Origin of the sequence: Candidatus Frackibacter sp. WG13, from assembly GCF_900114655.1 — a bacterium.
GTDB lineage: Bacteria > Bacillota > Halanaerobiia > Halobacteroidales > Acetohalobiaceae > Frackibacter.
The window spans coordinates 80,610-106,733 of record NZ_FOTT01000006.1; the positions used below are offsets into that span (position 1 = coordinate 80,610).

The 26,124-nt window shown below is 32.2% G+C and carries 21 protein-coding genes; all 21 read right to left on the reverse strand.

What is annotated here, in order from left to right:
• Nucleotides 1-4: 4 nt before the first annotated feature.
• The 21 genes from lptC to BM077_RS05045 all read right to left on the reverse strand — a co-directional run bounded on the left by lptC (nt 5) and on the right by BM077_RS05045 (nt 25,967).
• Nucleotides 5-631: an LPS export ABC transporter periplasmic protein LptC gene (gene lptC / locus BM077_RS04955; RefSeq protein ID WP_089748522.1), complete on the reverse strand. Its 627-nt coding sequence runs from the start codon at nt 629-631 to the stop codon at nt 5-7.
• 2 nt (nt 632-633) lie between these two features.
• Entirely contained in the window at nt 634-3,789 is a 3,156-nt protein-coding gene (locus BM077_RS04960; protein WP_089748523.1) for an LptF/LptG family permease, read from the reverse strand.
• 70 nt (nt 3,790-3,859) lie between these two features.
• The gene (locus BM077_RS04965; protein WP_338140365.1) at nt 3,860-4,387 is read right to left on the reverse strand and encodes an HD-GYP domain-containing protein; all 528 of its coding nucleotides are present in this window, start codon (nt 4,385-4,387) and stop codon (nt 3,860-3,862) included.
• A 119-nt stretch (nt 4,388-4,506) separates the two neighbouring features.
• Nucleotides 4,507-6,678, reverse strand: coding sequence for a TraM recognition domain-containing protein (locus tag BM077_RS04970; protein ID WP_089748525.1), 2,172 nt, complete (start codon nt 6,676-6,678; stop codon nt 4,507-4,509).
• The gene (locus tag BM077_RS04975; protein ID WP_089748526.1) at nt 6,672-7,688 is read right to left on the reverse strand and encodes a tropomyosin; all 1,017 of its coding nucleotides are present in this window, start codon (nt 7,686-7,688) and stop codon (nt 6,672-6,674) included. The genes BM077_RS04970 and BM077_RS04975 overlap by 7 nt, the downstream gene beginning before the upstream one ends.
• A gap of 651 nt (nt 7,689-8,339) precedes the next feature.
• Nucleotides 8,340-8,756: a hypothetical protein gene (locus BM077_RS04980; protein ID WP_089748527.1), complete on the reverse strand. Its 417-nt coding sequence runs from the start codon at nt 8,754-8,756 to the stop codon at nt 8,340-8,342.
• A gap of 28 nt (nt 8,757-8,784) precedes the next feature.
• A complete protein-coding gene (locus BM077_RS04985) occupies nt 8,785-9,882 on the reverse strand; it encodes a ParM/StbA family protein (protein WP_089748528.1) in 1,098 nt (365 codons plus the stop codon).
• 393 nt (nt 9,883-10,275) lie between these two features.
• Entirely contained in the window at nt 10,276-13,611 is a 3,336-nt protein-coding gene (locus BM077_RS04990; protein ID WP_089748529.1) for a carboxypeptidase regulatory-like domain-containing protein, read from the reverse strand.
• 15 nt (nt 13,612-13,626) lie between these two features.
• Nucleotides 13,627-14,700, reverse strand: coding sequence for a type IV secretion system protein (locus BM077_RS04995; protein ID WP_089748530.1), 1,074 nt, complete (start codon nt 14,698-14,700; stop codon nt 13,627-13,629).
• Nucleotides 14,701-14,720: 20 nt separating this feature from the next.
• A complete protein-coding gene (locus BM077_RS05000) occupies nt 14,721-15,776 on the reverse strand; it encodes a hypothetical protein (RefSeq protein WP_089748531.1) in 1,056 nt (351 codons plus the stop codon).
• A gap of 17 nt (nt 15,777-15,793) precedes the next feature.
• Nucleotides 15,794-15,958 (reverse strand): hypothetical protein, encoded by a 165-nt coding sequence (locus BM077_RS13690; RefSeq protein WP_218149518.1) that lies wholly within the window; start codon nt 15,956-15,958, stop codon nt 15,794-15,796.
• 265 nt (nt 15,959-16,223) lie between these two features.
• Nucleotides 16,224-17,606 (reverse strand): TrbI/VirB10 family protein, encoded by a 1,383-nt coding sequence (locus BM077_RS05005; RefSeq protein WP_089748532.1) that lies wholly within the window; start codon nt 17,604-17,606, stop codon nt 16,224-16,226.
• 136 nt (nt 17,607-17,742) lie between these two features.
• Entirely contained in the window at nt 17,743-18,600 is an 858-nt protein-coding gene (locus BM077_RS05010) for a TrbG/VirB9 family P-type conjugative transfer protein (RefSeq protein ID WP_089748533.1), read from the reverse strand.
• A gap of 138 nt (nt 18,601-18,738) precedes the next feature.
• Nucleotides 18,739-19,347: a hypothetical protein gene (locus BM077_RS05015; protein ID WP_089748534.1), complete on the reverse strand. Its 609-nt coding sequence runs from the start codon at nt 19,345-19,347 to the stop codon at nt 18,739-18,741.
• A 15-nt stretch (nt 19,348-19,362) separates the two neighbouring features.
• The gene (locus tag BM077_RS05020; protein WP_089748535.1) at nt 19,363-20,283 is read right to left on the reverse strand and encodes a hypothetical protein; all 921 of its coding nucleotides are present in this window, start codon (nt 20,281-20,283) and stop codon (nt 19,363-19,365) included.
• 16 nt (nt 20,284-20,299) lie between these two features.
• Nucleotides 20,300-20,467 carry a hypothetical protein gene (locus tag BM077_RS13695; RefSeq protein WP_176941631.1) on the reverse strand — a complete coding sequence of 56 codons (168 nt, stop codon included), beginning with the start codon at nt 20,465-20,467 and terminating at the stop codon, nt 20,300-20,302.
• Between the two features lie 7 nt (nt 20,468-20,474).
• The gene (locus tag BM077_RS05025) at nt 20,475-22,994 is read right to left on the reverse strand and encodes a TraG/VirB4 family ATPase (RefSeq protein WP_089748536.1); all 2,520 of its coding nucleotides are present in this window, start codon (nt 22,992-22,994) and stop codon (nt 20,475-20,477) included.
• A 3-nt stretch (nt 22,995-22,997) separates the two neighbouring features.
• Nucleotides 22,998-23,249, reverse strand: a complete 252-nt coding sequence (locus BM077_RS05030) for a hypothetical protein (protein WP_089748537.1) — start codon at nt 23,247-23,249, stop codon at nt 22,998-23,000.
• Nucleotides 23,250-23,272: 23 nt separating this feature from the next.
• Nucleotides 23,273-23,614 carry a TrbC/VirB2 family protein gene (locus tag BM077_RS05035; RefSeq protein ID WP_089748538.1) on the reverse strand — a complete coding sequence of 114 codons (342 nt, stop codon included), beginning with the start codon at nt 23,612-23,614 and terminating at the stop codon, nt 23,273-23,275.
• Nucleotides 23,615-23,724: 110 nt separating this feature from the next.
• The gene (locus tag BM077_RS05040) at nt 23,725-25,419 is read right to left on the reverse strand and encodes a PKD domain-containing protein (RefSeq protein ID WP_089748539.1); all 1,695 of its coding nucleotides are present in this window, start codon (nt 25,417-25,419) and stop codon (nt 23,725-23,727) included.
• A gap of 140 nt (nt 25,420-25,559) precedes the next feature.
• Nucleotides 25,560-25,967 (reverse strand): hypothetical protein, encoded by a 408-nt coding sequence (locus BM077_RS05045; protein WP_089748540.1) that lies wholly within the window; start codon nt 25,965-25,967, stop codon nt 25,560-25,562.
• Nucleotides 25,968-26,124: the final 157 nt, after the last annotated feature.

The following is a 26,124-nucleotide window of genomic DNA, read 5'->3' on the forward strand; positions in this document are numbered from 1 at the left end:
AATATTAATTAGTTGTCAAATGCATTTCTACCTCCACATTTTCTTCAATAACAAAATTATTTTCCTTAGAATCTAAATAAAATATTGCTTTACTGCCTTTAATCCAGTCTCCATTTTCCTCTTTAATCTGTACATTATTCTCCAATACTAAAGTCTGCTTTTTATCGTTATACTTAGCTTTTTTAGCTTTAATCTCCTTTTGATCATAGTCTATCCTTACTCCCTGGTCAGTCTGAAATGAATTACTATCTCCATACATTTCTAGATAAGAAGTAAACAACTTAAATCTCTCACCATTATCTGCTTTATTGAATAACTTAACATCATTTTTAAAGATATATTTATCTTTATCTAATAACCCAATCATCTCTTGCGATTTGACATCTCCTTGATCTGCTTCAAGAAAAACACCATCAGTCAAGACTGCTTTATTATTTTCTTTATAAATCTTACCTCTTGGAGCTTTAATTGTATAATTACCTTTAATAATCGTTATTTCCTTACTAATTTCAATCTTATCTCCTATGTACTTTAATCTTCCTGCTCTAAGATGAACTGTATCATTTTCTTTCGCAGCTACAACTCCATTAAAGATTAACAATACTAAGAATAAAATCAATATTTTCCGCATTTTTATTCCTCCTCTAGAATCTCTTTAATACCTAAATCATACATAAAGCCTTCGTCTTGGTTACTACCAACCTTAACTCCTCTATTAAAGATATCCAAACGATACTCAAGCATAATTTCTCTTTGCTCATGCTTATAAGTCAACCATATCTCCCGTCGGTGGAATCTCTTCTTTAAGATAAGATTAGCCTTAGAAACTGTCTCTGCTTCAAAATCATATCTATTATTTAATTCTAGATATAACTGATCTTGTAACTTATAAGTGAACTTACTTTCCCAACGCTGTAATTGATTATTATTCAAATCATGCTTTAAAGCTGTATTAAACTTAATATGCTTACTCTTATATTTACTATTAATAGCTAAATCACCGTAGGTTTTACTATTGATGTTAAAAGTGCTTCCTGCATTAAGTCTCCAGTTAGGTGTCACCTCCCAATTTATAATAAACCCTAAAGGTAAATAACTAGCGTTATATAAGTCATAACCGCCGTTAAGTTGTAAACTAAAGTTGTCATTATATAATTTTAAATCACTTTCTATCTCTTGTTTATAGCTAGCTTGGTCAAAGTTAAAAGGTGATTCTCCAGTAAAGGTCTTGTACTCAAATTCTGTGTTCCAATCTATATGATCTAAAAATGAGGTGTTTAATTTTAATTTAATGCTATATGAATTTTGATAATAATCATATCTAAATTTAGGGTCATATAGATAATAGTAATCAGAATCTTCCTTGCCATTAATCTGCTTATATAACTTACCATTAAGCTTTTGGTTAACTTGTAGGCTTATATTATTTAATAAGTTAAATCTTTTGTTATAATTAATCTCACCTAACCCTCGATAACCTTCTATATCTGAACTTGCTTCATAATACTTGCCTAAGGAGGTTTTAAAGTTTATATTCTTTAATATAGAAGCTTGAGGAAAATATTTAATAGTTATCTCGGGCCACCGATAGAATCTAACCTTCGGCTTATCATCTTCATCCTCTAAGTCAAAACTCGATTCTTCTAAATCAAAGTTTGGGTCATATCGTTCTAAAGTTAATTTAAAGTTAAAATTATTACTTCTTTTAGTAAGGTAACCTTTCCCACCCCACCTGGACTTTAAATCTTGTTTAGCTTCTAATAGATAATCTCGATTATAATCTAAATTAAGTTTCCAATCCTCTAAAAATTTATATTGATACTTAAAGTCTAAATCCAATTCTTGATCATCGTTAGCGCTAGATTTAAAATAATCTTTGCTGTCATACTGAAAATTTAAATCTAAGTCTTGCTTTTGACTATTATGATTTAGATTAATTCTACTAAAAGCTTTCTTATAATCATCATAGTCTGTATAATCTATATCAGTATTAGCCCGCCAAATTTCTCCTTTATGTGAATAATCAATTTTGCCCTGCCAATTCCATAAACCTGGAATACCTGTTTTATTCTTTTGGCTGTATAGATAAACTGATCCTTCTTGCTTAGGAGTATAAGTAAAATACTGTTTAAACCCGCCGGCAAGTCCAGAAATATTATAATAATCTAGATAAAGCTCTCCTGGTAATGATTTATCATACCAATAGGAGTATGTATTCTTAATAAACCAACCTCTTTTAGCACTATGCCCTAGCCTAGTTTCTAAATGTGAAGCCTTGTCTTTTAAAGATATATATAAATAAGGCCAATACATAAGAGGTAAACGTCCATTTAATTCCCAAAAGGTAACATGCTTAGCTTCTATATGGTCTCCAGGATAAATTATTACTTCCGGAGATTTAAAGAAATAATGGGGCTTGTCCAACTCACAACCACTAAGCTTAGTTTGAGATATTTCAATTACTTTAGAAGTCTCAATCTTTTCATTATCATTCTCTTTAATAATTACTTTGTCTGCTAAAACATGATAGGCTTTATACTTGGCTGCAATATCATTTTTAAGTATTGTCTTATTTCCTTTCACTCTTAACTGGTCTGCCTTAATCTTTAACTTTTCTGCCTGCACTCCAGGAGTACTTAAAAAGATAAATGAAATAATAATTAAAGATACTGGTATTAACTTGGATATTGATTCTTTCCAACTGTTCTTCCAAAAAAGAAGCACTGCACCTATTAAGCTAAAAATAATATTAGGTAACCATGATGTTAATACTGGTATTAAGAATCCGTTCTTCCCAAATGATCTAGTTAATGAAAGAATTAAATAGTATAAAAAGATAATCACAATCGTTAATACGATATTAACTGCTCTACTTTTCTTATTATTAAGACTTAAAGGTGTTCCAATTAAAATAAAGATTAAAGCTATAAAAGGCTTACTTAACTTTAAATGATAATCAATTAATAAAGAGTCTACTTTTAATCCGCTACTTTTGAATAACTCAATTTCTTCCTTTAGCTCTGCTCTACTCATTTCCGAAGTAGTCTTTTGGTTTGTTACTAACTTATCCATTCTGTTACCCATCTCTATCTCCATAATGTCGAATTGAGTTTCTAAAGTTAACTCCCCGTTCTTATCATAATCGTGTATAATCCCTTGCTTTAATTTCCAAGTATTTTCAGCTATATTAGCTTTTTTAGCTGTAATTATCTTAAGATAATTATCTTGCTTGCTATAATCAAAGATAACTGGCTTTCTTAAAATAGAATTCTTTCTATCGTACTCTTTAATATAAAACAACCTACTTTTAGGACCTTTAAAGAATACATTATCCTCTATACCGTAAATAGTCTCACTTAGAATAGACCGGCGAATAATATTTTGAGCTTGATGATTAGACCAGGGAACTATCTTTTCGTTAAAAAAGTAAGTTGTCCCACTTATTAAAATACCTAAAACAAGTAATGGGATTATAAAACGGAAAAGACTAACTCCACCCATTTGTAAAGCTATAAATTCACTATCCTTACTTAATCGCCCTACCCCTATCATAACTGCAAGTAGTGTCGCAATCGGCAAAGTCCGAACAATAATTGCCGGCAATTTATAGCCTAAAAGCTTGATTACTATTAATACTGGTATATCTTTAACTATAATCATATCGGTTAGTTGAAATAAAAAGTTACTTAACATAATCACACCGATAATTGCTATCCCAACCAAAAAAGGGAGTAATACTTCTTTAACTATGTATAAGTCAATAATCTTTAACTGCCGGCAAAATTTCATAAGAATTAAAGTCACCTCCTTTCTAAAATAAAATTATTTGCTTTTCACTATAATTTTTAGTACTCTAATCCTAAAATTTGAATTTCTTTCTTAAAAATAAATCTGTACAGATATCAGTTATCTCTTTGCCATAAAGTTTACCTCGATTCTCTTCTAGCTCCATTAATGCTTTTTCTATCCCTAAGGCAGGTCTATATGGTCTATGGGAAGCCATTGCTTCGACTACGTCAGCTGCGGCAATAATTCTTGCTTCAATTAAAATTTCATCTTTACTTAAGCCTTCTGGGTAACCACTTCCATCTAATCTTTCATGGTGTTGGCTTACTATATCAGCAATTGTCTTATTACTAGATTTAATTAATTCACTTCCAACCTTTGGGTGTTCTTTGATAACTTTAAACTCTGAATTATTTAGTTTCCCCGGTTTGTAAAGAATCTCGTTAGGAATACTTATCTTACCTATATCATGAACTAAGGCAGCTAACTTAACAGCTTCAATTTGATAATCAGGCAGCTTCAATTCTTTAGCAATCTTAACAGCAAGCTGCTTAACTCTATTTTGATGAACAGCTAAGTATGGATCCTTCAATTCAACCACATTTAAAATTGTTTCTAAAATCTCTGATTGTAAAAGGAATTCCCTTCTCTCTTCTTCATTTAATTCTTTATTATTAATTTTCTTTTTAGCTGGTAAATTAATTAGAACCGCCTCCTTAATTAAATACTATCCGGTACCCCTTTTATATCTTGAGGGCCTTCATTATCTTGTCTTTGTTCTTCTTTTATATCTTTATCCTCTTGGCTATTGTCTGTCTTTTCTTCTTGCAATTTAGCTTCTGATTCGTCTACTTCATCCTTACCCTCATTAGAATCTCCTTGTGCTTTAAAATCTTCTGTTTCATTAATCTCCTGCTTATCTTCTTGACTATTAGGACTATCCTTTGTCTCTTTATTATTCCTCTTATTTGTGAAACTCCCAGCTTCATTACTATTCTCTTTCAATAATTCTTCCATGTTTAATCTTTTATCCTCGGCAACTCTCTGTTTTTCTTCTTTTACCAGTTCTAAATCTTCAAAGTCAGGGTCAGGAATATAATCTACATTGATAATCTTCTTAAAATTATCTGGATGTTTACCTAAGACTACAAATTGACCTATCTTTAAATCTCTTATTTCGTTAGGACTAACTATAAACTCTTCAACCTCTCTTTCTGATCCCATCTCGCCTTCCATCTGTCTAAGCAGGTCTTTATTTACTCTTGCTGTTTCCTTAACTGCCTTTCTAGTACCAACCTGTTTTGCAAAGTTCTCCGCTGTCTCTGGATGATTGACTCTACCAGCTACTTTTAAGTTAGTATTATCTATAATCTGTTTTACAAAAGCAGGATCTATTGTCTCTAAATCTCCTTCGGATTGATAAAACATTTGAATATTGTACTTAGCTGACCTAGCCTTATTAATCCAGCCTACAAAATCTCCGGTAGCAAATGCTTCAAATTCATCTATCGTAATCGAATACTTTCTTCTTTCTGACCTAGGTACATTCTCTTCAATATAACTAGTCGTTGCTTCTAGATCTGAAAGCAACATTCTTCCAAACGCCTTCGCTGTCTCTTTAAGCCTGTTAGTTGGAATTGTGATATAGACAATCTCTTGGTTGACATATGATTCAAATAGATCAACTTCAGGATTATAATGATTAATAATCTTTCCAAGTTCTGAGTTACATAAAATATTAATCTGGTTAATAAGCCCCTTGCAATCCTTCATTGTATCTTCGAAATCATTAATTATCTCCTGCAACTTACCGGAAATGAAATCATTATCGACCATAGCTTGAATAATTTTTACTGCTTTTTTCTCTGTCATAAGTAGATATAAATCTTTCATTGTTATCTTTTTATCTAACTCTTCTATTACAGCTTGTAATAATGTTAAAATTACATCAATCGTTGCATTCTTATAATACTGCTCACTCCATTCTACCGCATTAACTAATCTATCCTTTATCTCTAATGCTGAGCCTCGCAATAGAAAGTTATATGTATTACTAAAATCGGGGTCTGCTAAATTAATGACTTTAAATTTCTGATTATGCGGATTATATCTTTTATGAAAAGTATATAACTTTTTAGCAAACTCTAGATCACCTTTACAGTCAATTACTGTTACTCCTCTACCCTTCTTCATATTTTGATATGCTAAAGAGAAAAATAACTCTGTTTTACCAGCACCGGTAGTTGCCATTCCCGAAAGATGAGTTGAAAACTGTTCATCTGAAACTGAAAAGCCCTCTCTCTTTTCATCCCTCGTAATCCCTAAGAAAGTTTTATCATTTTGAATAGCCTCTTCTCTTAAAAAATACTTTCTTAATTTACTAGCCGGTCTATTAGGGTCTACCTTTAATCTCCTCTTTAAAATTATTTGGTCTAACAATACAAATGGAATTGCTATTATTGAAGTCTTAGTTATCCAGTACTTAATATAGAAATATATAAGATATAACTTATTAAAGTAATACTCAAAATTATTGAACTCTAAATTAAGCTTAGGAGCAACCCACCTCCAAAACTGATTTATCACTTCCATTTGAAGCGATACAAAGAATATAAAGAAAGAAATAAAGATTAAGATACATCCAGTCATTACAAAGTAATTATCTTTTCTTTTAACTGTATACTCTGTAAATACTGCTCTTGGATATTTGTTATATAATGCAATGATGAATTTATAGATAAACCAATAGAACCAATATGCCGGTAAAATCAAAATAATTGTTAAATACCGAAGTAAGGAAAAGAAACTCCTTAAGTTAAAATCGAAAATATATTTTTCTAATTTTGATCTAACTATCAAACTCAAAAATTTACTTTTAAGTTTTGTTAACATTTCTTTAAGACCTCCTTCAAGTCAAAAACTTTATTAGCTGTTTTGTTGTAAAATTTATAATCTCCAGCCAATATATCTTTTAACTTAGCAGCATAGAACTTTTTATATGCTCCCTTAGGGTAAGGAATAGACTTAGGATTGAATTTTTTCATAATTGACTTATATAAAGAATCTCCTTCGACCACATATAAAACTCCATCTATTGAATCTTCCTGGGCATACCTTGTAAGTACTCCGTATTTACTATTTATATATCTGCTATTTCTTTTTAAAGTCTTTTCTAATTCTAATACAAATTTCGTTTCTCTATCTCTAGTATCAAAAATTCCATCAGGTATTTTACTGTGTAAATTAAATCTTTCAGCTATATCTTGAGTAACCCAAAAGCAGGCTCCTATATTCTCAAACTCAAATCTCAATTTATTAACTTGATCGTCATGTTCAAACTGGTCTAAGGAAATATTACTACGAACTATATAATTTTTAGGTTTTATAAAACGATGTTCAAATTTATTATTTCTCTCTATATTGTTTAATTTTTTCTTTCCTTTCTCTGTCTTTAGATAACTTAAGGCTTTTTTAGTTGGCATTATATAAGTTGTACGATTACCATCTCTTAATGGATAAGGCTTCTTCTTAACAAATCTGGTTTTAGTCAACCTTGACAATCTTTGATTAGCATAAGTTAAAGAACTATAAATATATTCACCAATCTGTTCTCTAGTTAAGAAACTATTTTCAAATAAATATTTAAATAAAAGAACATCACTTTTAGTTATTCTTACACTTGCATTTTTAGTAACACTTATTTCTGTTTTTGACTCCTGTTGGTCCAATTCTTTTTCTAATACTTTAACTTTCTTTTCTAATCTATATACTTTTGCTTCCAACTGTTTTTGCCAACTTTTCTTCCTTAGAACTCCTAATTTTTCAACTAATTCTTTTACTCCTACATCACTTTCTCTTATATCCTCAATTGTTTTTTCATCACCATATTTCTCATTATTCATTAATCTACACCTCCTAATTAAAACTTCAAATACATCAAATAACATTACTAATAAACCCACATATCAAACACACAAACTACATAAAAAACATTTAAATCACATCATTAACAAATACCCACATAACTACCTAAATTACATCACTAAAACTCACACCTATAATCTCAAACTACCAATCACAAACTTCACTAACTAATACACTAGCTGGATAGCCCGCCCGCCGATCCTCACCATTCAAATCCTCTATTGTTGAGTAGCCACCCAAGACTCCAGTCGCCGCAGCTGACCCCGATCGACAAGAGGTGGTTATTCCTCGAAGTTCGGTCGGGGTCAGCTGTTATCAGGGTGCTTTTTACCCTGATAAGGTTGCTACTCAACAATCACCCCTCCATACTGCCATATCAAGCCTTTATCGGCGGGCGGGCGTCTTCCAGCTGTGGTCTTCAATAATAATTTAAGTGCTAATTTTGATGCTAATTCGGGTTATGAACTTAATTATTAACTAAATTATCAACTGTATGTTCTTTTCTTTATAAAAAATTATTAGATTTTAGCTTCATATCTAAACTACTTTCAAGTTTTTTTGCTTGCTCTTAATCTTCTTTTTCAGTTAAATCTTGATCTTGTCCAAAATCCAATGTTAACTTACATAATTTAATCTGTGGGATCATTTATAGAATCTAAAAGTTCCATGAAATCTTCATCTCCACCCCATTTTTCTTCTTCAGGATCTTCATTTTTTGTTTCTAAATCATCAGATTTTTTAGAAGGAGTACTATTATTTTTATTTACAGATAAATAACCTTTATCAATTAAATTCATTAATTTTTCTTCAAACACTTCTCCTAATCTTTCATCATCAATTTTAGTTTTAGTATTTTCTTTTTCAACTAATTTCCCTTCTTCAAATTTTCTTTGAGTGTTTATGCACTGTCTAATAAATGCTGCCTGACTCATCTCTTTAAGTTTTCTATCAATAAAAGAAAGATCTTCTTTATCTATTGCTGTGTTTTCTGATATTCTTCCTGCTACTGAAAAACTTCTTATTCCCATAAATTTATTTTCAGACATATTATCACTCCTTTAACCCCCCCTACTATTAACTATTAGTTTTTTTCAACCTGCGTTTTAAAGTCATGGCTGCATAATATTTAAAATATCCTCTTGCATTGGAGAAAATAGGGTTTTCACTTTTAATAACTTCAAACCTATCTTTAAATAATTCTTTTAAATCATCATATAAATAAGCAACAATACCACCACAAACTAATACCGTTCCTACTCGATTAAGTTGTTCTTTTAAATCATTAGTTATTGTCTGATATAAGTATCTAGCTCTATTATTAAAAGCTTGTTTACAATATTCAGTTACTTTTTCTACCGGAATTGGATCTTTACTATTCCAGTACTGGTTATCATCCTTATCTTTATAAATTTTTTCTATGATTTGTGCTGGAGCATTATTAAAAAGCTTTCCTATCTTTTGAAAAATATCATTTGCTCCTATTTTTAGTCCTTCTTCTGTTCCTACTATTGGTCTTTTACCATCTGCAATAAAGCGTTCAGTTGTTCCCCCTCCACCATCTATTAATAAATATCTCTTTTTTAATAGATCTGCTCTCTTTGGATAACCATTAAACTTTAGTACTTCATCATAAAAAGCACCTACTCCTTGAGCTATACAGATAGCTTTTTGAATAGTTACTAAACATTTCTTATATCCATCTTTAGTAGGAATTTTAAATTCAAATTTACCATCACTATAAAATTTTTCAACATCTTCTTTCATATCTTCATGGATATTTATACTTAAACCTAGCATTAAATGTTCAATATTAACTATATCAACATTTTCAGCTCCAACTGCTAAGACTATTCCGCTAAGTAGTTTAGTGATTGTAGATGTTGCCTTGTATTTATCATCTAATTGATCCCTATTACCTCCTTTAGAATCTTGTTCTTGAGCCAATTCCCCAATAAAATAAGTCTTTCCTTCATATTGCATTTTCATAGAATCTTTTTTAAATATATCTTCTCCATCAGCTAATTCAAATACTGAATTTCCTTCTAAAACTTCCGTAGTTAATGAAGGAAAGATTTTTCCTTCGATTTCACCTTGTTCATTTTTATAAACAAATTTTTCATTGGCATTACCATTATCCCAACTAAATACTTCAAAATTTCTACCTGCATCCATTGTTTAGTCCTCCTTTTGATCAGTTTAATATGTAAACATTGAAAAACTTTAAGTCTACAAGGTTTATAACTTAAATGTAAACATTATTATTAAAAAATAAATTTTACATTTAAAATAACGTATATAATTAATTATTGTTTACATAACATCCTTAATCGTCGTATTTATAAGCTCCAAAGTGTATACAAAATAACCTAAAACCATTTTAGCGAATAATATTTGTTTGCTTTTTTTATATAAAGACTATCATATCAAGAAGTTATCGTGTAAACAATCCTTCTTAACTAAATAAGTCCTTATAATCTAAAAAAAGCTTTTTTAAAACTTTGACCTAGCCTCATTTAAGTTTTAACTAAGGCAGGCTTAAGCCCACCTTAGTTGATAATATAGTTATTAGTTGACTATAAATGGACCTATAACTTTATAACTTTGATTGCCTACATTATCATAAGCTTTAATGTGTATATACCAAGTACCAGGATTGTTAAGAGTTATATCACTACCGTCGTAGTTATCGTAAAAGCTAGGTTCTTGAATAGAATTAGTTATTTTATATTTAGCTTTATTAAATCCTGATTCTTGGGTATTAACATCATCAAAAGTAATACTAATGGTATGACTAACAGCAGAATTAGCCCAGGTCTTATTAGTATTGATTTTAGGTGGAGCATAGTCATTATAATAGTCAACATCAACTTCCGCATAAGTTGGGTTGTCTGCGTTCCAACCTCCTATGCATTCCATTATAAAAGTACCTGGTGTTATATTTAAGGTTCCTGATTTGGTATGTTCGATATCATCACCACTAGCTGCTAATTCAACTAATTCATTATTTGAATTATCTAAAATCCTTGCGTAACTATGACTAGTATTAGATGGTGATCCGGACCAATCTGCACGAGCTTTCATACTGTATGAAATAATAGTACTTTGAGCATTAAATGATTTTGTATTAGATTGACTCGTTCCCACATAAAGTGAATCTGTAATATATTCATACCGCGGACTTACTAAAGCTCCTGGTAATACTTGATTTATATTTATACTTCCTAAGTCTATTGTTCCTTCCGGCTGCACTGTTATATTAAATGCTTTTGGATAATAATTAGACTTCGCAACTTTAACGATATAATCTCCCGGAAGTAAATTATTAAAGCTAAAGTATCCAGACTGACTATATTTCACTTTGTTTTCTTGTACTAAAACCACATCTGCACTATTGTTTAAATATCCTTGGATAGTACCAGCCATAGGATTTAAATTAGTCGTACCTACGTCTATAACTGTATTAGGATTTACTGTTACACTAATCTCCTTTGGATAATAATTTGTCTTAGTAAACCTTAAAGTATAGCTTCCAGGTTTTACTTTATCCAAAGTGAATGAGCCATTCGTAACTGTAACTGTCTGTCCAGTCTCTTTAATTTTTACTGTATCTGCATTTGTAGATCCTACTATCTTCCCAGGCTTAGGATTTAAAGTAATTGTTCCTAAATCTATTACTTCATTTGGAACAATATCTTTAGTAATAGTTTTAATATAGTAGCTAGTCTTTCTAAACTCGATATTATAAGCACCCGGCTCTAAATTACTAAATTCAAAGTATCCTCCGTTAGCTAAAGTCTTAATTTCTGCTGTCTCTATTAATTTAATTTCTACGTCAGTTAAGCTAGAATCTACATAGCCTTTAATTGTCGAAGGTATTGGATCCAAAGTTACAGTTCCTATATCTGTTATTTGATTAGGATCAACAGTAATATTTATGCTTTTAGTTTGATAGTTAGGCCTAGTAAATTCTAAAGTGTAATCTCCTGGCTGAAGATTATCAAATTTAAAGGTACTTGCTGTATTACTTAATGTTTGTCCTGTCTCTTTGATAGTAATTGTGTCTGCATTAGAACTCCCTACTATAGATCCTGGGAGTGGACTTAAAGTTAAATCACCTAAATCATAAGTCTGTCCAGGCTTTGTTTCTAATGACTTTGTTTTACTTCTATAATTAGACTTTGTAATATTAATTGTATATGTTCCTGGATTTAAACCTGTAAACACAAAGCTTCCTGTACTATCTACTGTTACTGAATCTCCTGTCTCTTGAATTTCTATTGTTGCTCCCGGCGTAGTTACTCCGGTTATCTTAACCGGCTTAGGGTCTAGTTGAATTGTCCCTAAGTTAGTCGTTGAATCTGGTCCACAATAGATACTACTAATTGTCTTACTATAATAGTTAGCAAACGTTAATGTTAAAGAATAAGTTGCTGACTTTAAATTTTCAATCTTAAATGATCCTGTAGTATTAGTCTTAAAACTATCTCCTGTTTCATTTACAGTTACGGTTACATTTTCCAAAGAAGCACCGGTTAAACTGTCTTTAACATTTCCTAAAATAGTTGCTGGATCTTTAATTAATCTTACGTCATTTAAGCTAGTTACTGAGTTCTCTTTAACAACCACATTACTTACTTCTTCTGTTGAATAGTTAACAGCACTAATTTGTAATTTATAAGTACCAATCCTTAAGTTATTAAAAGTATAGTAACCATTGCTATTAGTACTTGTACTTACTCCTGTCTCTTGAATCTCTACGTTAACATTAGCTATTGGATTACCTGTGCTATCTTCTAAGACCCTACCGGTTAACATACCGGTCTTCTCTTGAAGCATGATGTTACCTAAGTTAGTTTCTTGGGCTCTTTTTACATCCGCTGTTACATTATAAATCTGAAACTGTGGATGAATAAATTCTAAAGTATAGTTACCAGGTGGTACATCTTCTAATAGAAAGTGACCATTACTTAAGGTCTTAGTCTGTTTATTTGCACCTAAAATACTTACCTGTACATCATTAATCGGTACTCCATAATTATCTAAGACTATTCCTGAAATCTGTCCTGGCTTTGGAGTCATCTCAATACTTACAAAGGTTGTCTTATCACTTTGGACTGTCTCTTCTCTTGTTACTTTTTGGTAGTCACTATTTGTAAATTCTAAACTGTAAGTACCCGGCAAGACCTCAAACTCAAAGTTACCGCTGTAATCTGTTGTCTTTGTTCTCCCAAGCTCGACTATACTTACATTAACTCCATTTAAAGCACTACCTGTTGGGTCAGTTATCTTTCCAGAAAGAATACCTGGATTATTAGATAATACTATCTTACCTACGTCCTTTTTATTCTCCCCAGTTGGAATCTCTAAGTTAGCTAAAGTCCTTTTTCCATAACCTGATTTATTAACCTCTAAGGTATAAGTTGCTCCTGTAATCGGCACTTCTATAAACTTAAATGTACCGTCGCTATTAGTCTCTGTCTTCTTATTAAGCTCTACTAATGAAACTGTAGCTCCTTTTAAGCCGCTACCTCCTTCGTCTGTAACTCTTCCTAATATCTTTCCTTCCTCTTGACTAAGCTTAATAGTAATCACAATATTCTCTTTTCCTATCCGTACCCGTTTTTTATTAGTTACATAGTAAGGAGCTGAACTAATAAAGGTATATTCCTTGTTACCATCTAAAGTAAATTTAGTTATCCCACCAGAGGTTGAGCCTTGTTTGCCGCTAGCTGTCTTAGTTGTTGCTGTCTGCACTACTTTACCTGTCGTGTTGTCAATTACTTTGGTTGTTATTGTGACTATATACTTTTTAGAACCACTAGAGGAACTACAGCCAGTTAAGCCGATAGCAAAAATTAATAAGATTACTAAAAGAACTAAAGTTTTTCTATTCTTAATCATCTTAGACCTCCTTTCTTAATTACTACTAGAATTAACTCTCTCCATCTCTGCCTCCATCTTGCCTACTTTATTTCCTGTCATCTTCCCTAAGGAATACTTACCACTTGTCCTTACTCTCTGACCTAAGCCTCCAGCTCCTTTAGCTGCCTTCTTAGCTCCTTGACCTAACCCTGAGGCTGCTTTTCCGCCTAGCTGTTTAAAAGCTCCTTTAGCTGCGCCTAACCCTGTAGCGTATAAAAGTGCTGACATCAACCCTTCGGCTGTAGAAAAGGCACCGGCTGTCCCTTGGGCTAACTCCGGCAAAAACTTCATAACCTTAACTAAGAAGAAGATGAAGACAACATTATACCCAAACATCTTTGCTTTATAATAAGTAGAGCTGCCAGCTGTTAAGTTACCTAACAAAATATCTTGAATATATAGGATCAAAACAATTAAGACCGGCCAAATTAATACATTAACAAAGCTTTTAATCCAACCCCAACCGTAAGTCTGAAGCTTTCTATTCATTAATGTAATTAAAGCGAATGGTCCAACTACAGTTAGAAGCGTTAATGAGATATTTCTAATCCCAAAGATAACAAATAAGGCTGCCTGGGTAATAAAGATACTACCTTGGACTAAAAGTTGAGAGACTGATAAATCCGGCAGTCCCCAAGAAAATCCGAAGAAGCTACCTTGTTTATTACTAGGCTTTTTATCGTTTTTAATATTATTAATCTCTTCTTTGGCTTTAGCTTGGTCCTGATTGACTATTTCTTCGACCTTATCTATCCTATCCTTAGCAATACCGCCGGCAAACTGTTTAGTAAAGCTGTCAACTCCATTTACTAACCCTAAGACCATCGGCATATAATTTGCTAAGACTAAAATAACTAAAACTAACCTAATTAAGACACTAACATAACTTCCTCTACTCTCTAAAACTTTATAGTACATCTCCATAAATAAGCTGACTACTAAGACTAAAGCTGCTAAAATAACAGCAATCTGAATTAAACGCTCTATCATTGAACTATTCTTTACTATCTGTACAAAGGTCTTGGTACTATAAGCTAAATCTAGGGCATCATAAAGACTATCCGGCATCTTAAAACCTCCTTTCTAATCTAGTTCATAAGCTTAACTTCTCTTAAGATTTGGTTTAAGTTATTTAGCGTAAACTGATAATCTTCTAAAAATTTAAGTTCTCCATATTTATCCCGGTATGAACTCTTCATTACTTCTAATAACTTATTAGTAAATAGATTAAAATAATCTGCAATATTAGTAAGCTCCTCTTTATTAAATTGGTACTTTAAAAGCGTAACCTTTTGCTTCCAGTCAAACTTTAACTTATTAAAATTACTAACTAGCTTCCTCTTTAACTTAAGCTCCATAGGCTGCAATCTAAGAGAAACCAAGGGAGAACTTTCCTTATTAGCTAAGGAGTTCGGATAAATCGGAAGCATAGAGTTAATTCTTTCGGTGGTCATCATGCTAGCCTGTATTTCTCCATCTAGTATCTTTAATTTTTGGTTATAAGCTCCGGATAGACGCATTAAAGCCTGGTCAATTATTCTTTGAGCCGATGTCTCTTCTAAGCCAAACCTTAACTTCTCTAACCGACCAAAGTCATAATTAATATCTGTTGTGAAATCTACCTTTTGGCTTAAAATATAATCCTCATATTCAATTAACTTAAAGTGATAGAATCTATATTTAAAACGGTTATATTTTTCACCGCTTATTAACTTTAAAAACTTCTGTCTATCTCTAACTTCATCTCGCAATAGAAGTAAAGTCTTCATCTCTAAAATCTTTCTTTCTAACTGCTCTTTAGATGCATTCTGGCTTAAATTCTCTAAGATAGCTAGTAAGTCTTTATCATCCTCTGCTTTATTTAAAGCATCTTCTGCTTTTAGACTTTTGATTATATCGAAATCCTGTGTAATAATATAGTCAGCTATTATAGTCTTAACTGCATAGCCAGGACTATTGATCCTAAAGTTTATATTCCTAATATCTAAGTATGGATAATATTGTTCAGCCGAAGATAAGCTTTTTTTATCAAAGATATAGGCTCCAATCCAGCTTTCTTGGGTAAATTTATTCATAGCAAAACCACTGCTTGTAAAGCTAAATAAGACTAAAGTAACTACTACGAAGAAAATATATCGTCTCAAAAAGAACACCTCCTTTACTATAGATTCTTTAATCGCTCTAATTGTTCAATCATACATCTATTACATACAAACTGACTGCGGTTTAATTCTTTATCAGTAAGTACTATTCCACACCTTCGACAGTACTTAATTGCTCTCATTTTTAACTTAGCCTCTTTAAGCTTTAACTTAGTAATCATCATCTACTCCTCTCTTAGATTAGTAAGGGGATAGCCCCTAAATGTTTGGGCGGTTTAACTGATAAGTCTTTAGTGCCTGTGGAGTTGTGGGTAACTTATTAAAAGTTATCCAGCAAATCCATCAGGCTATTACAGTAACCATGCTAGGAGACTACAAATAAAGCAGCTAAACTTCAAAAGTAGAGCTTGTGCGATTATGTGGAGCTTGTGGGCAAGTTGCTTTAGTTGTCCACCAAATCCACATAATCCACATGCTTTCCACATCCTTTTAGTCCCCTTTAAACTTACTTATCAAAATCTTTTCATCTATAAAAATCTTCCCTTTAACTCCAGGATCAACAATAATGATTGCTTGGTGTTCTTCGGCATCCCGCATAAGTCTATCAGTCCACTTAGTAATTCCTTGGGTTGTACCATCTATAGCTTTATTCTTTAATGTATCTTGATAATATTTTTGCGGTAGTCCGTTATCTGAGACTACATAGATAACATCTTTAAAGGATTGTAAGATTCCAGCGGCAAAGTCCATCAAGAAAGTCGGCCAAAACTTTTCCATAGTTAGGTCGATATACTGACTAGCAAAGCCTGGGGTCCCGTTTTGTTTGACTAAGTGTGCTTTAACATCGATCTCTCTATTGCCGATAATCAACTTTTCTAAAGTTACAAACATCTGTCTTACCCCGTAATCAGCCGTTGCATAACCCAAAAATAGACTACCCTTCGGGATATAGACTTCACCCTCATATTTAATATCTTTAGTGACTTTAACTAACGCTGGTGATCTAGCTTCGGAACTGACTAAACCAACCTTTAATTGAGCTGGAACTAAAGTACCAGCTTTGATTCCTCGTTTGATTTCATAACCGCGTTTAGGTTCTTTAAATGTCTTATTAACTACAATTGAACTTCCAACGCGAGTATTAAAGTTATCCACTACAACCATTGAACTTGGTTTTATAGCAGAGGGTGCTTGGCGATTCTTATTTTGGTTTGAATAAGCATAATCTAAGTTAGAACTATAGTCTCTATAAGTATTAGTTGGGGCTGTAAATTCTCTTCGCTGTTTGTAAGTACGTCTAGCAGTTGGGTTTTCTTTTTTAGTGTTAGTTTGATTTTGGTTTGAGTTATTTTTATTACTTGGTCTGTCATTCCTTCTTTCTTGGTCACTTTGGTCTAGTTTGTTAGATATATTAGAAGCTGAATTACTACCTAAGCTTTTATTATTTTGACTACTAAACTTACTTTCAAGCTCAGCTTTTAACTCCTTTAGCTTAGCTTTCCTCTCTTTTCTAATCTGAATCATCATCCTACGTTGACTTCTATCGATCTGTTTTATGATCTCCTCTGCTTCGTTACTAAATGCCCCGGATAACTTCTTATCCAAAACAGCTGATAATTCGTCCTTTTTTAAGTATGTATCTTTGCTACTGGGATTAATCTTAACTTTTGGTCTTGTAGGCGGCTTAGGCAGATTGTAGTTTATATCTAATATACCAGCCGTTTTCTTTACTTTCTTCGTCGGAAGCAAATTAATCGCTAGCACTGTAAAGATAATTATAGTTAGAATCAATACCGCAACTGCTTTAAATTTGGGCTTACCCTCTTCATCTATTAATAAATCTTTTAAGCTATTGAGCTTATCTTTTAACATCTGTTCACCTCCTAAAGAGAAGATTAATCTTTCCTTTTTAAGTGCAATCTGTTCTTATATTGATAAAACTCAATTATAACAAAAGCTCCAATTACTATTTGAACGAAGTCGTTACTAATCAACTTATTAATAGTAATCACCTCTGATAATTTTCAAGCCGAAGATTGATATAATTATTAGCATCTTCGATAAAAACTTTAAACTCCTGTTTGTGGTAAGGAATATTGGTAATCCTATATTCTTTTGCTTTGCCATTAACATTCATCAAAACTGTATAACTGCTATCTAAATAAGCACCTTCTAACAAAATATAATAGTCTTTCATCTCACCTGGTTTTAACTTCTCTTTATTACTCTCCCCAGCCAGAGCAAAGCGTTCTCTCTTTTCTATATCGATTAAATTAAGGGGAATCCTAATTATCCCCTTAGAATTATTAACTAGCCTAAACCACAATACTGTCTTATTTAGGCTTTTAATCGTTACAGCCCGTTTAACTATTAACTTTAAGCTAGGCTTGTTAAATTTAAATCTATTCTTATCTATCTCATAGATATTAATTAGCTCTCTAACCGCTGGGTCAATAGCTATCTTTCTTTTATTGACTAAGTTAATAATCTCTTTATAATTAATCTTTGGCGCTGCTTTAACATTGACTAAGTCATAATAATCCTGCTTTTTATCTTCGACTAGATGAAAGACATATTTATTATTCTTCTTCGTTGTTACAATTAAGTTAGTCTTAGCTCCAGCCTTCTTAGGAGTGATCGATAACTTATTATTCTTCTTATCACTATTAACCTGAAAGTAGTTAGCATTACTTACTGCAAACTCAATTTCACTCTCAAAAAATAAGACAGTTTGAGTACCTAACTTTGTCATGATAGGAATCGGTTGATTAGTCTGATAGACTGTTTTGATTTTAGCAAATGCTGAACTTGTAATAACTAGCATCAAAACAATTACTATTACAACCTGTAAAGAGTATCTCTTCATTTTCCTAACCTCCTTAGATAAATTTTGAATATTTTAATTAGATAAGGTCATATTATTAAAAAGATCATTTTTTTCATTTTCTCTCCTATGACCAAGTCGAAGCTAAGCTGTACAGTAAAGTGTAGCTTCGACTTGGTTCTAATTTATTGAAACCTCCTTAATCTCAAATACCTCTAACCCCCAAATATTTTTTGAGTTTATAGCTGTTGGGCGAAAAGCAATCTTAATCTGTACTGGACTTGTCCTGTCTATAAAATCAGTTACTCTTAACTTAACTGCCTGCACTTCTATTAAATAACCATCCTTATACTTTCTTGCTTTATCTGTTAGTATCTTTTTAACTTGAATGCTACTAGTAATTTGATTCTTCTTGATCGTCTCAATATAACCGCCCTTCTTCATCTCTTTAATATAATCTCCTCTTATATCCTCAGCCATTAAAGGTAAAGCCTTCTCGATTTGATCGATATATGTCTCACTATTCCAATCATAGACAGAGTTTAAAAAGTAAGTAATAAACTGTTTATAATTAATCATATTCTCTACTCTCTTATCCTTAATCTCCATTGGAATCGGCACCCCTTGCTTGTTGACTCCGACAACAATCTGTTCTTTATTTAAAGTAATAATTAAGCTTACTGTTAAGCCTATAACTACTACTAATAATATAAAGGTAACTATCTTTAAGGTTTGGTAGGCTGTACTTAAGTTAGCTAAAGGGTTAGTAAACTTCTCAAATAGTCTCATCTTAAACCTCCTTTCTTAATTAAGCAGCTTATGCTTCATTTCAATATAATCTTCTTTAACTTCATCAATACTATCTTTATTTGTTTTTACAGCCTGCATCTTATTTAAATCAGATAGTGCCTGTAATATCTTGAGATTAATCTGATTATTAAATAACATCTGTTTATTTAAACTCTGTAATAAAGCAGGTATATTAGAACGCTTAAGATTTTGGTTTTTAGCCATATTATCTTCAATCTGCTCTAAATCTTTTTGGGTCTTTTTTATATATGTCGGCATTGAATCAGCCTTAGGTACTACTATAGGCTGAGAAGATTTATCCTTATATATCTCTAAGTTCATATACCTAGAAAGCAGTTGGTTATATAGCTTACTTAAATTATTTAATCTAGCTTTAAGATTCTTTATCTGTTCTTCATTTCTCTCTTGTTTAGAAGTATCAGGATTTGAATCTATTATAGGATCTTGATCATTACTTTGACTTTCACTATCTGAGTCTCCAGCCATTACTTTGCGAAACTCTTTTATTTTTTCAACTCTTTGCTTAGACGGCTTATTATTAGTCGATGATTTTACTACATCTACGTCCGCATAGATAATATCCGCAGCTGTCCTTATAACTTCCTTCCACTCCTCTAGACTCATATTATCAAAATCGTAATCTGCTAAATCTAATAGCTTAGAGTTACCTAACAAAGCTCTAAATAATGCTTCCTGGTCTTTGTATTGGTCAAGCTGTTTCTTTAATTTCATCACCTGTTCATTAAGATATAAAAGCTTTTGAACATTATCCTCTAAATACTTAACTTCCGACCCCATCGGCACCCTATAAACGGCCTGAGGAATTGCTTGGTCACCTAACAAAGCAAAGGTATTTAGATTATAAGCTAACATTAAAACTCCAACTAAGACTAAAAGTAAGATTTTCTTCTTCACTTTATCTGCCTCCTAACTACGTTATTTTAATAAAGACTTCGCCAAAACGGCTCTTTAAATCAGCTAAATAGTCTTCACTTCTCTTCTTTGACTTAAACTTCTTTCTCTTCTTCCACTTTAAGAGCTGATAAAAAAACAAATTTTCTATTATTAAAATTAGAATTAACTTTATAAGTAGACCCATCTTCAATTCACCCTTTCTTTAGATACTCTTTGGCTAAATAATCTAAAACTTTAACAATATTGTCATCAAACTTCTTAAAGGCTTCATCATAGTTAAAAGAACTATAGGTAGTAAAGCCGTATGGACATCTACTAGCTAAAAAGTTCAAAGCCTTAATTAAGTCATTATCAAATGCTTTCAAAACTTGATTAAATAAGCTGATATCGTTAGAGTTCGTAGTTGCCATCCAGTACTCAAATGCTCCCGGGACTACTCTACCTATAAAAGATAACTGAGGAAGTCTTATAAAGACATCACTATATACTCCCTTAACACTGTTTAAGTTCTTTATTTCAGTTATATCCTGTTTAGATAGATTTAAAGTATTCTTAAGCTTATCATAATCAGCCCCTGAGCTTTGCCTTAAAATATAGAAGAAAGATATATTCTCCATAATTCCCGGCGTATGCTTATTATCTGCAAAGTCTGAAATAGACTGTGAAATTGAAAAGATACTAGCACCGTATTTTCTTAAGGTACGATACATCTCTTCTAGAAGCTGACCGCCTTGTTCAGTTAAAAATAACTGCCAGACTTCATCAAAGATAAATAACTTCTTACGATCTCTATCTAATTCTGCCTTATACCAAGAAACACTTGAAATATAGAACATAAAGACCTCTAGTATTTCGGGATAACTTTCTAAGCCCTTTAAGTCCATTGCCAAAATATCGCTGCTTACATCTAAGTTACTTTCTTTATTATTTAAAAAGCTGCCGTATCTTCCTTTAGTCCACCGCTTTAAATGTCGGTACGCCTTACGTTTCTTACGTTTCATCTCTTGGTCCTTAAACTCTAGCTTATCTATTGCATCAACAAAGTCAGAAATTATCGGCTTATTGATCTCTTCTTCTTTAACTTTAGCTATTGCTTCGTTAATAATTATCTTCATATCGTTAGAGATCGGTTCATTCTCTTCTCTAATCATTACTTCTATAATTGCCCGCCAAAAGAGTTCTTTATTATCAGTCTTAATATCGAAAGGGTTAATAGCATATTTAGTAGAGACTTCAAAGTAATCACCACCTAAAGTCTCAACAAACTTCTTATAGCTTCCGCCTTTATCAATAATTAAGATTATCGGCTCATAGGCTAAGTAATTAAGACTAATATAGTTCATTGTAAAGGATTTACCGCTTCCACTAGCACCGATAGTAAGTCCATTCTTATTAATGAATTCATCTGACATTGGGTTTAGATAAGTAACTGAATTATACTTATTTCTAAAGATCATCAATGGTTCACCAATCCCTGTCGGTGGACCAAAGATCGGTAGTAAATCTGTAACATAAGAAGTCTTAAACTTAAAGTCTCTAAAGTTATTAAACTTAATATTACCTGGTAGAGAGCTTAAATAAAGCTGGAAGTTAGCAATACTCTCTTCAAAGCCTTGGGCACCTTCTAAATGCCGGATACTACTTAAAAGCTCATCACAGTTCTTATTTAACTCTCTTTTACTATCTGCTTTGACTAATATCAACAGTTCAAACTTAAATAGGTTCTCTTTACCGCTGACCATATCTGTAAGCAGTTCGGATATATCTGCTTCCTTAGCTTCGGCTTCCTCATCTATATCACTGCCAAATAGATCAAACTTTAAGGCTCTAGTTACTCTTTTTTGTGTCTTTAACTTTTGAGTTTGATTATGCTTATCTAAAATCTTTAAATTAACAATCACATCATACTCAAAGTTAAGCTCAGCATTAGTTAAGTACTTAATTAAAGTAGGTCTTACAAACTCCGGCTCATTTTTTAGAGTAATGAATTTAAAGTACTTATCTCCAATCTGTAAATGATTATAAGCCTTTTTCATGCAGCAATGAGTTAGATCATGTTTAGTCTCAAACTTAACATTCTTTAATACTTCCTGATTAATTTGCGAAGCAACAAAATCAATTACTTCCTCTTCGCTAGGTTGAATAACTTCAAAATCTGCTTTCTGTAAATAATATCTATACTTCTCTTGAATCTCTTTTAGATCTTGAATTATCTCTTTAAAATGTAGTTTAACCTCTTTGTTTAATCTATTTGGAGAATAGATTAAGCTCTTAACCTTATCTACTTTAAAGTCATACTTCTTTCTTATAATTAAGAATAAAGAATAACGAAAGAGTCGATTTCTTTGAATATCTTGATCTAGCTTATCTATCCTCTTTTTAAATAACTCTTTAACTAATTTACTATCTGATTGATTCTGTTTAAGATGGCCTTCTTTAAGATCACTAAAGTCTTTATACTTCTTAAAGTAAAATTGAAGAGCAAGATTATCTTCTAGGGCATTTAAGAAATGAATTAATTTCTGTTTTAAATCTATTAGCTCTTCATCACTTAAAGTCTCATCATAAACAGGTTTAATCTCTAATACTAAGCCTACGCTCTCATCCTCATAAAAGATGATATTATCTATAAAGTCTAAGTAAGGAAGATAATCAGAGAGAGAATTTTTAACACTCTCCCTCTCTTTATCTAACAAAGCTTGTTTAACCACTAACTATCCCTCCTTTTTATTACCTGACAGCTGATTAGGCGTCTTAATGTAGTCTAGATAATGCTTAATTACTCCTGGTCGATTCATTCTTTGATAGATATAGAGTAAGACTGCTAAACTCAAACCGATAGCAACACCAATCCCAACTACATTAAATACCTGTCCTAAGGCGGTAAAGAACATAAAGATGACTGCATTAAGTAAAATACTCTGTTTAGAACTTAGCTTATAACTTTTAGTCTGCGGTAAAGACATCCTATCACCTCACTTACTTAAATTTATCTAAACATTCCCATCAGCCATGAGACCAACGTCGGCGATAAAGCAATAATACCTACGCCAAAGACTGCGCTAGCTACCTTCTTTTTACCTTCCTCAGCTCCGGTCATAAGATAAAAACCGCTAACTCCCATCATTAACACGCCAGCTAAAGGTAGTAATTTATAGATAAAGAACTGAATAAATTTATCGACCTTGGTTAGAACCTGGTCTCCTTGGTTGCTATTCTTATTAGCATCTTTGATTACATCAAGAATACTCGTCTGTTCAGCTAAGACTGTACCACCAATCATACTTAACATTATTAATGTTAAAAGAAATACCGCTATATACTTTTTCATTTAATCATTCCTCCTTTAAAATTGATAGTTTAAACCTGTCTTTGCTTCGTAGGGATAAATATTACAGTTAATTTCAGAAAACCACCTCCTTTCTTCCCTAAACTTAATTTCTATTGAGGGAAACTATCTGTATTTCCTTGAAAATCTGTTTTTACTACATAGAAGTCATCATCACCTACTGTATTGAGGTTTTCAGTTTCTCCTAATCCTAAATAACCATCACTAATCTCTACAACGCCTTGGAATTCATTATCTTCTGGACTAGATGGTCCATAAGTCTTAGCCCATAATTCACTACCTAAAGAACTAATTTTAGTTAAAACTCCCTGGTATTGGTCAACAGGCCTTGCTCTTCCAACCATCATAAGACTACCATCAAATAATAACTTTAAAGATTTACAATCGAAACTAGCAATAGATGGGGTTGTTTCCCAAAGTTTAACTCCTTGACTATCTAATTTTAATAATGTTTGCCTATCTTCTTTAACTAAAGTAAAACCATTATCACTAGTCTCTACTACGCCATTAAATCTATCGTAAGACCCTGTAGTTGAATAAGTATAGTTCCACTGTTCAACTCCAGTAGAATCTAACTTTACAGCATACGGATTATTATTACCTGTACCATCATCTTTTTCTCCGACTGCCAAATACCCACCATCAGATGTTGAAATAACTTTATTTATACCTGTTAAATTAGTAATATAAGTATTTGTAGATAACTGGCTTCCACTATTATCAGTTTCTATACTATAAACATCACTGGATCCAGCCTGAGCACCAGTACTACCTATCAATTTATAACCATTGTTGGTCAGTTCGAAATCATAAAGATATTCGTAAGCACCATTATTAAACTCTTTACTCCAGCTTTCATTACCTTGGGAATCTATCTTAGTTAAAATAAAATCTTTGTCTGCATTATCACTCTCTCCAGCTAAAACATATCCTCCGTTATTAGCTTCTTTTATAAATAAATAGTGTGAAGTGTTGGTTGTTCCTAAAGTTGTTTTTTCCCATACTTGATTACCTTTACTGTCAATTTTCATTACATAGCTTCCACCGCTACTTGAATAAATGCCATCATAACGACCACCGATTACAATATAATTATCATCTATAGTTTCTATTGCTCCATAAGCTGTAGATGTTTGTCCATTTCCAACATTAAATGCTTTCTGCCAAACTGCCGAAGTCACTGTTATATCTTTAGAAGTACTAACACTATTACTCCCATCAGAAACTGTAACTTCGATAGTATATGTTCCTGTACTAGATGGTGAAGTATAAGTTACACTATTTCCTGTGTCGCTAATACTACCATTAGTAGTATTGTAAGAATAACTTAGGCTATCTTCTTCTGGATCAGAGGCATCAACTGTAACTATAGCCGTCTCTCCGACTTGAATAGTTGATGGGCTGATAGTTACAGAATTAATTACTGGTGAATCATTTGAACCAACTTGAATCTCTTTACTACTAGTTACTTTGCCTCCTTTAGCATCAGAAACTAATACTTTAATCTCATATGTACCTGCCTTAGAAGGTGCTTGATAGGTGACATTAGCTCCACTTCCAGATACCTTACCTTTAGTTGCACTCCAGGAATAACCTATCTTATCACCGTCTGGATCTGAAGCCTGCACTGACACATCTATACTTTCATCTGCCCGCATTGTCTGTGAACTAAGATTAAGTGATTTGATTACTGGATTCTTATTACTAGCACCACTATTACTTAAACACCCAGTTAGAAGAAGAGGAATTAATAATAAAACGGCTATCAAAATATACTTTTTTCTCATAAGCTCAACCCCTTAATCTAAAATTTATTTTTAAAAGGGAAGAAAGAAAATCAAGCTACTTATGGTTTTTGCCACGACCCACATAAATTATTTAGATGCCTTGATTGAATTTAAGTCCTTTCTTCCCTAAGACTAGCTAATTAGAATTGATAGTTGACTCCTAAATTAATTTGATTCTTCTTTAAGCTCACTCCAAAATCAGTAGTTAAACTCTTATTGTATGCTTTAACTTTTCTATAAGCATCCAAAGCAGCATAGGCTTTTAACCCAATTATGCCAGCTTCAATTAAACTAGAGTCATCAACTAATACAGCTAATGAATAACCAGCTAATTCAGCAAGTCCAAACTTCTTCATTCCCTTATTATCTTGAGCATAGTAATGTCCAGCGCCAGGAAGTAATAAAGCAAGCCCAGCGCCAACCATTGGCTCTTTCTTATACTTCTTAAAATGAAGCTCTCTTACTGACTTTAATTCCCCAGCCATAACAGTCGTACCTAAACTACTTACCAATATTGCCACCATTAATACTAAAGCAATCTTTTTCATTGAATTATTCCTCCTTATCTATTCTTCTTTCTTTTCTTCTTCTCTTCTAAGCACTTATCACAGTCTTCATCTTGATTATTTGAAGTCTTATACTTTTGTAATAAACAAGCTCCGCATAACTTTTCACTCATTTGTAATCGCCTCACTTTAAAGCTGA

Excerpts from the sequence above, each read along its gene's own strand:
- BM077_RS04990 (WP_089748529.1), bottom strand. The coding sequence starts at position 13,611 with ATGATTAAGAATAGAAAAACTTTAGTTCTTTTAGTAATCTTATTAATT.
- BM077_RS04995 (WP_089748530.1), bottom strand. The coding sequence starts at position 14,700 with ATGCCGGATAGTCTTTATGATGCCCTAGATTTAGCTTATAGTACCAAG.
- BM077_RS13690 (WP_218149518.1), bottom strand. The coding sequence starts at position 15,958 with ATGATGATTACTAAGTTAAAGCTTAAAGAGGCTAAGTTAAAAATGAGA.
- lptC (WP_089748522.1), bottom strand. The coding sequence starts at position 631 with ATGCGGAAAATATTGATTTTATTCTTAGTATTGTTAATCTTTAATGGA.
- BM077_RS05035 (WP_089748538.1), bottom strand. The coding sequence starts at position 23,614 with ATGAAAAAGTATATAGCGGTATTTCTTTTAACATTAATAATGTTAAGT.
- BM077_RS13695 (WP_176941631.1), bottom strand. The coding sequence starts at position 20,467 with ATGGGTCTACTTATAAAGTTAATTCTAATTTTAATAATAGAAAATTTG.
- BM077_RS05040 (WP_089748539.1), bottom strand. The coding sequence starts at position 25,419 with ATGAGAAAAAAGTATATTTTGATAGCCGTTTTATTATTAATTCCTCTT.
- BM077_RS04985 (WP_089748528.1), bottom strand. The coding sequence starts at position 9,882 with ATGGATGCAGGTAGAAATTTTGAAGTATTTAGTTGGGATAATGGTAAT.
- BM077_RS05010 (WP_089748533.1), bottom strand. The coding sequence starts at position 18,600 with ATGAAGAGATACTCTTTACAGGTTGTAATAGTAATTGTTTTGATGCTA.
- BM077_RS04970 (WP_089748525.1), bottom strand. The coding sequence starts at position 6,678 with ATGTTAACAAAACTTAAAAGTAAATTTTTGAGTTTGATAGTTAGATCA.
- BM077_RS04960 (WP_089748523.1), bottom strand. The coding sequence starts at position 3,789 with ATGAAATTTTGCCGGCAGTTAAAGATTATTGACTTATACATAGTTAAA.
- BM077_RS05045 (WP_089748540.1), bottom strand. The coding sequence starts at position 25,967 with ATGAAAAAGATTGCTTTAGTATTAATGGTGGCAATATTGGTAAGTAGT.
- BM077_RS05015 (WP_089748534.1), bottom strand. The coding sequence starts at position 19,347 with ATGAGACTATTTGAGAAGTTTACTAACCCTTTAGCTAACTTAAGTACA.
- BM077_RS04980 (WP_089748527.1), bottom strand. The coding sequence starts at position 8,756 with ATGTCTGAAAATAAATTTATGGGAATAAGAAGTTTTTCAGTAGCAGGA.
- BM077_RS05030 (WP_089748537.1), bottom strand. The coding sequence starts at position 23,249 with ATGTCTTTACCGCAGACTAAAAGTTATAAGCTAAGTTCTAAACAGAGT.
- BM077_RS05005 (WP_089748532.1), bottom strand. The coding sequence starts at position 17,606 with ATGTTAAAAGATAAGCTCAATAGCTTAAAAGATTTATTAATAGATGAA.
- BM077_RS04975 (WP_089748526.1), bottom strand. The coding sequence starts at position 7,688 with ATGAATAATGAGAAATATGGTGATGAAAAAACAATTGAGGATATAAGA.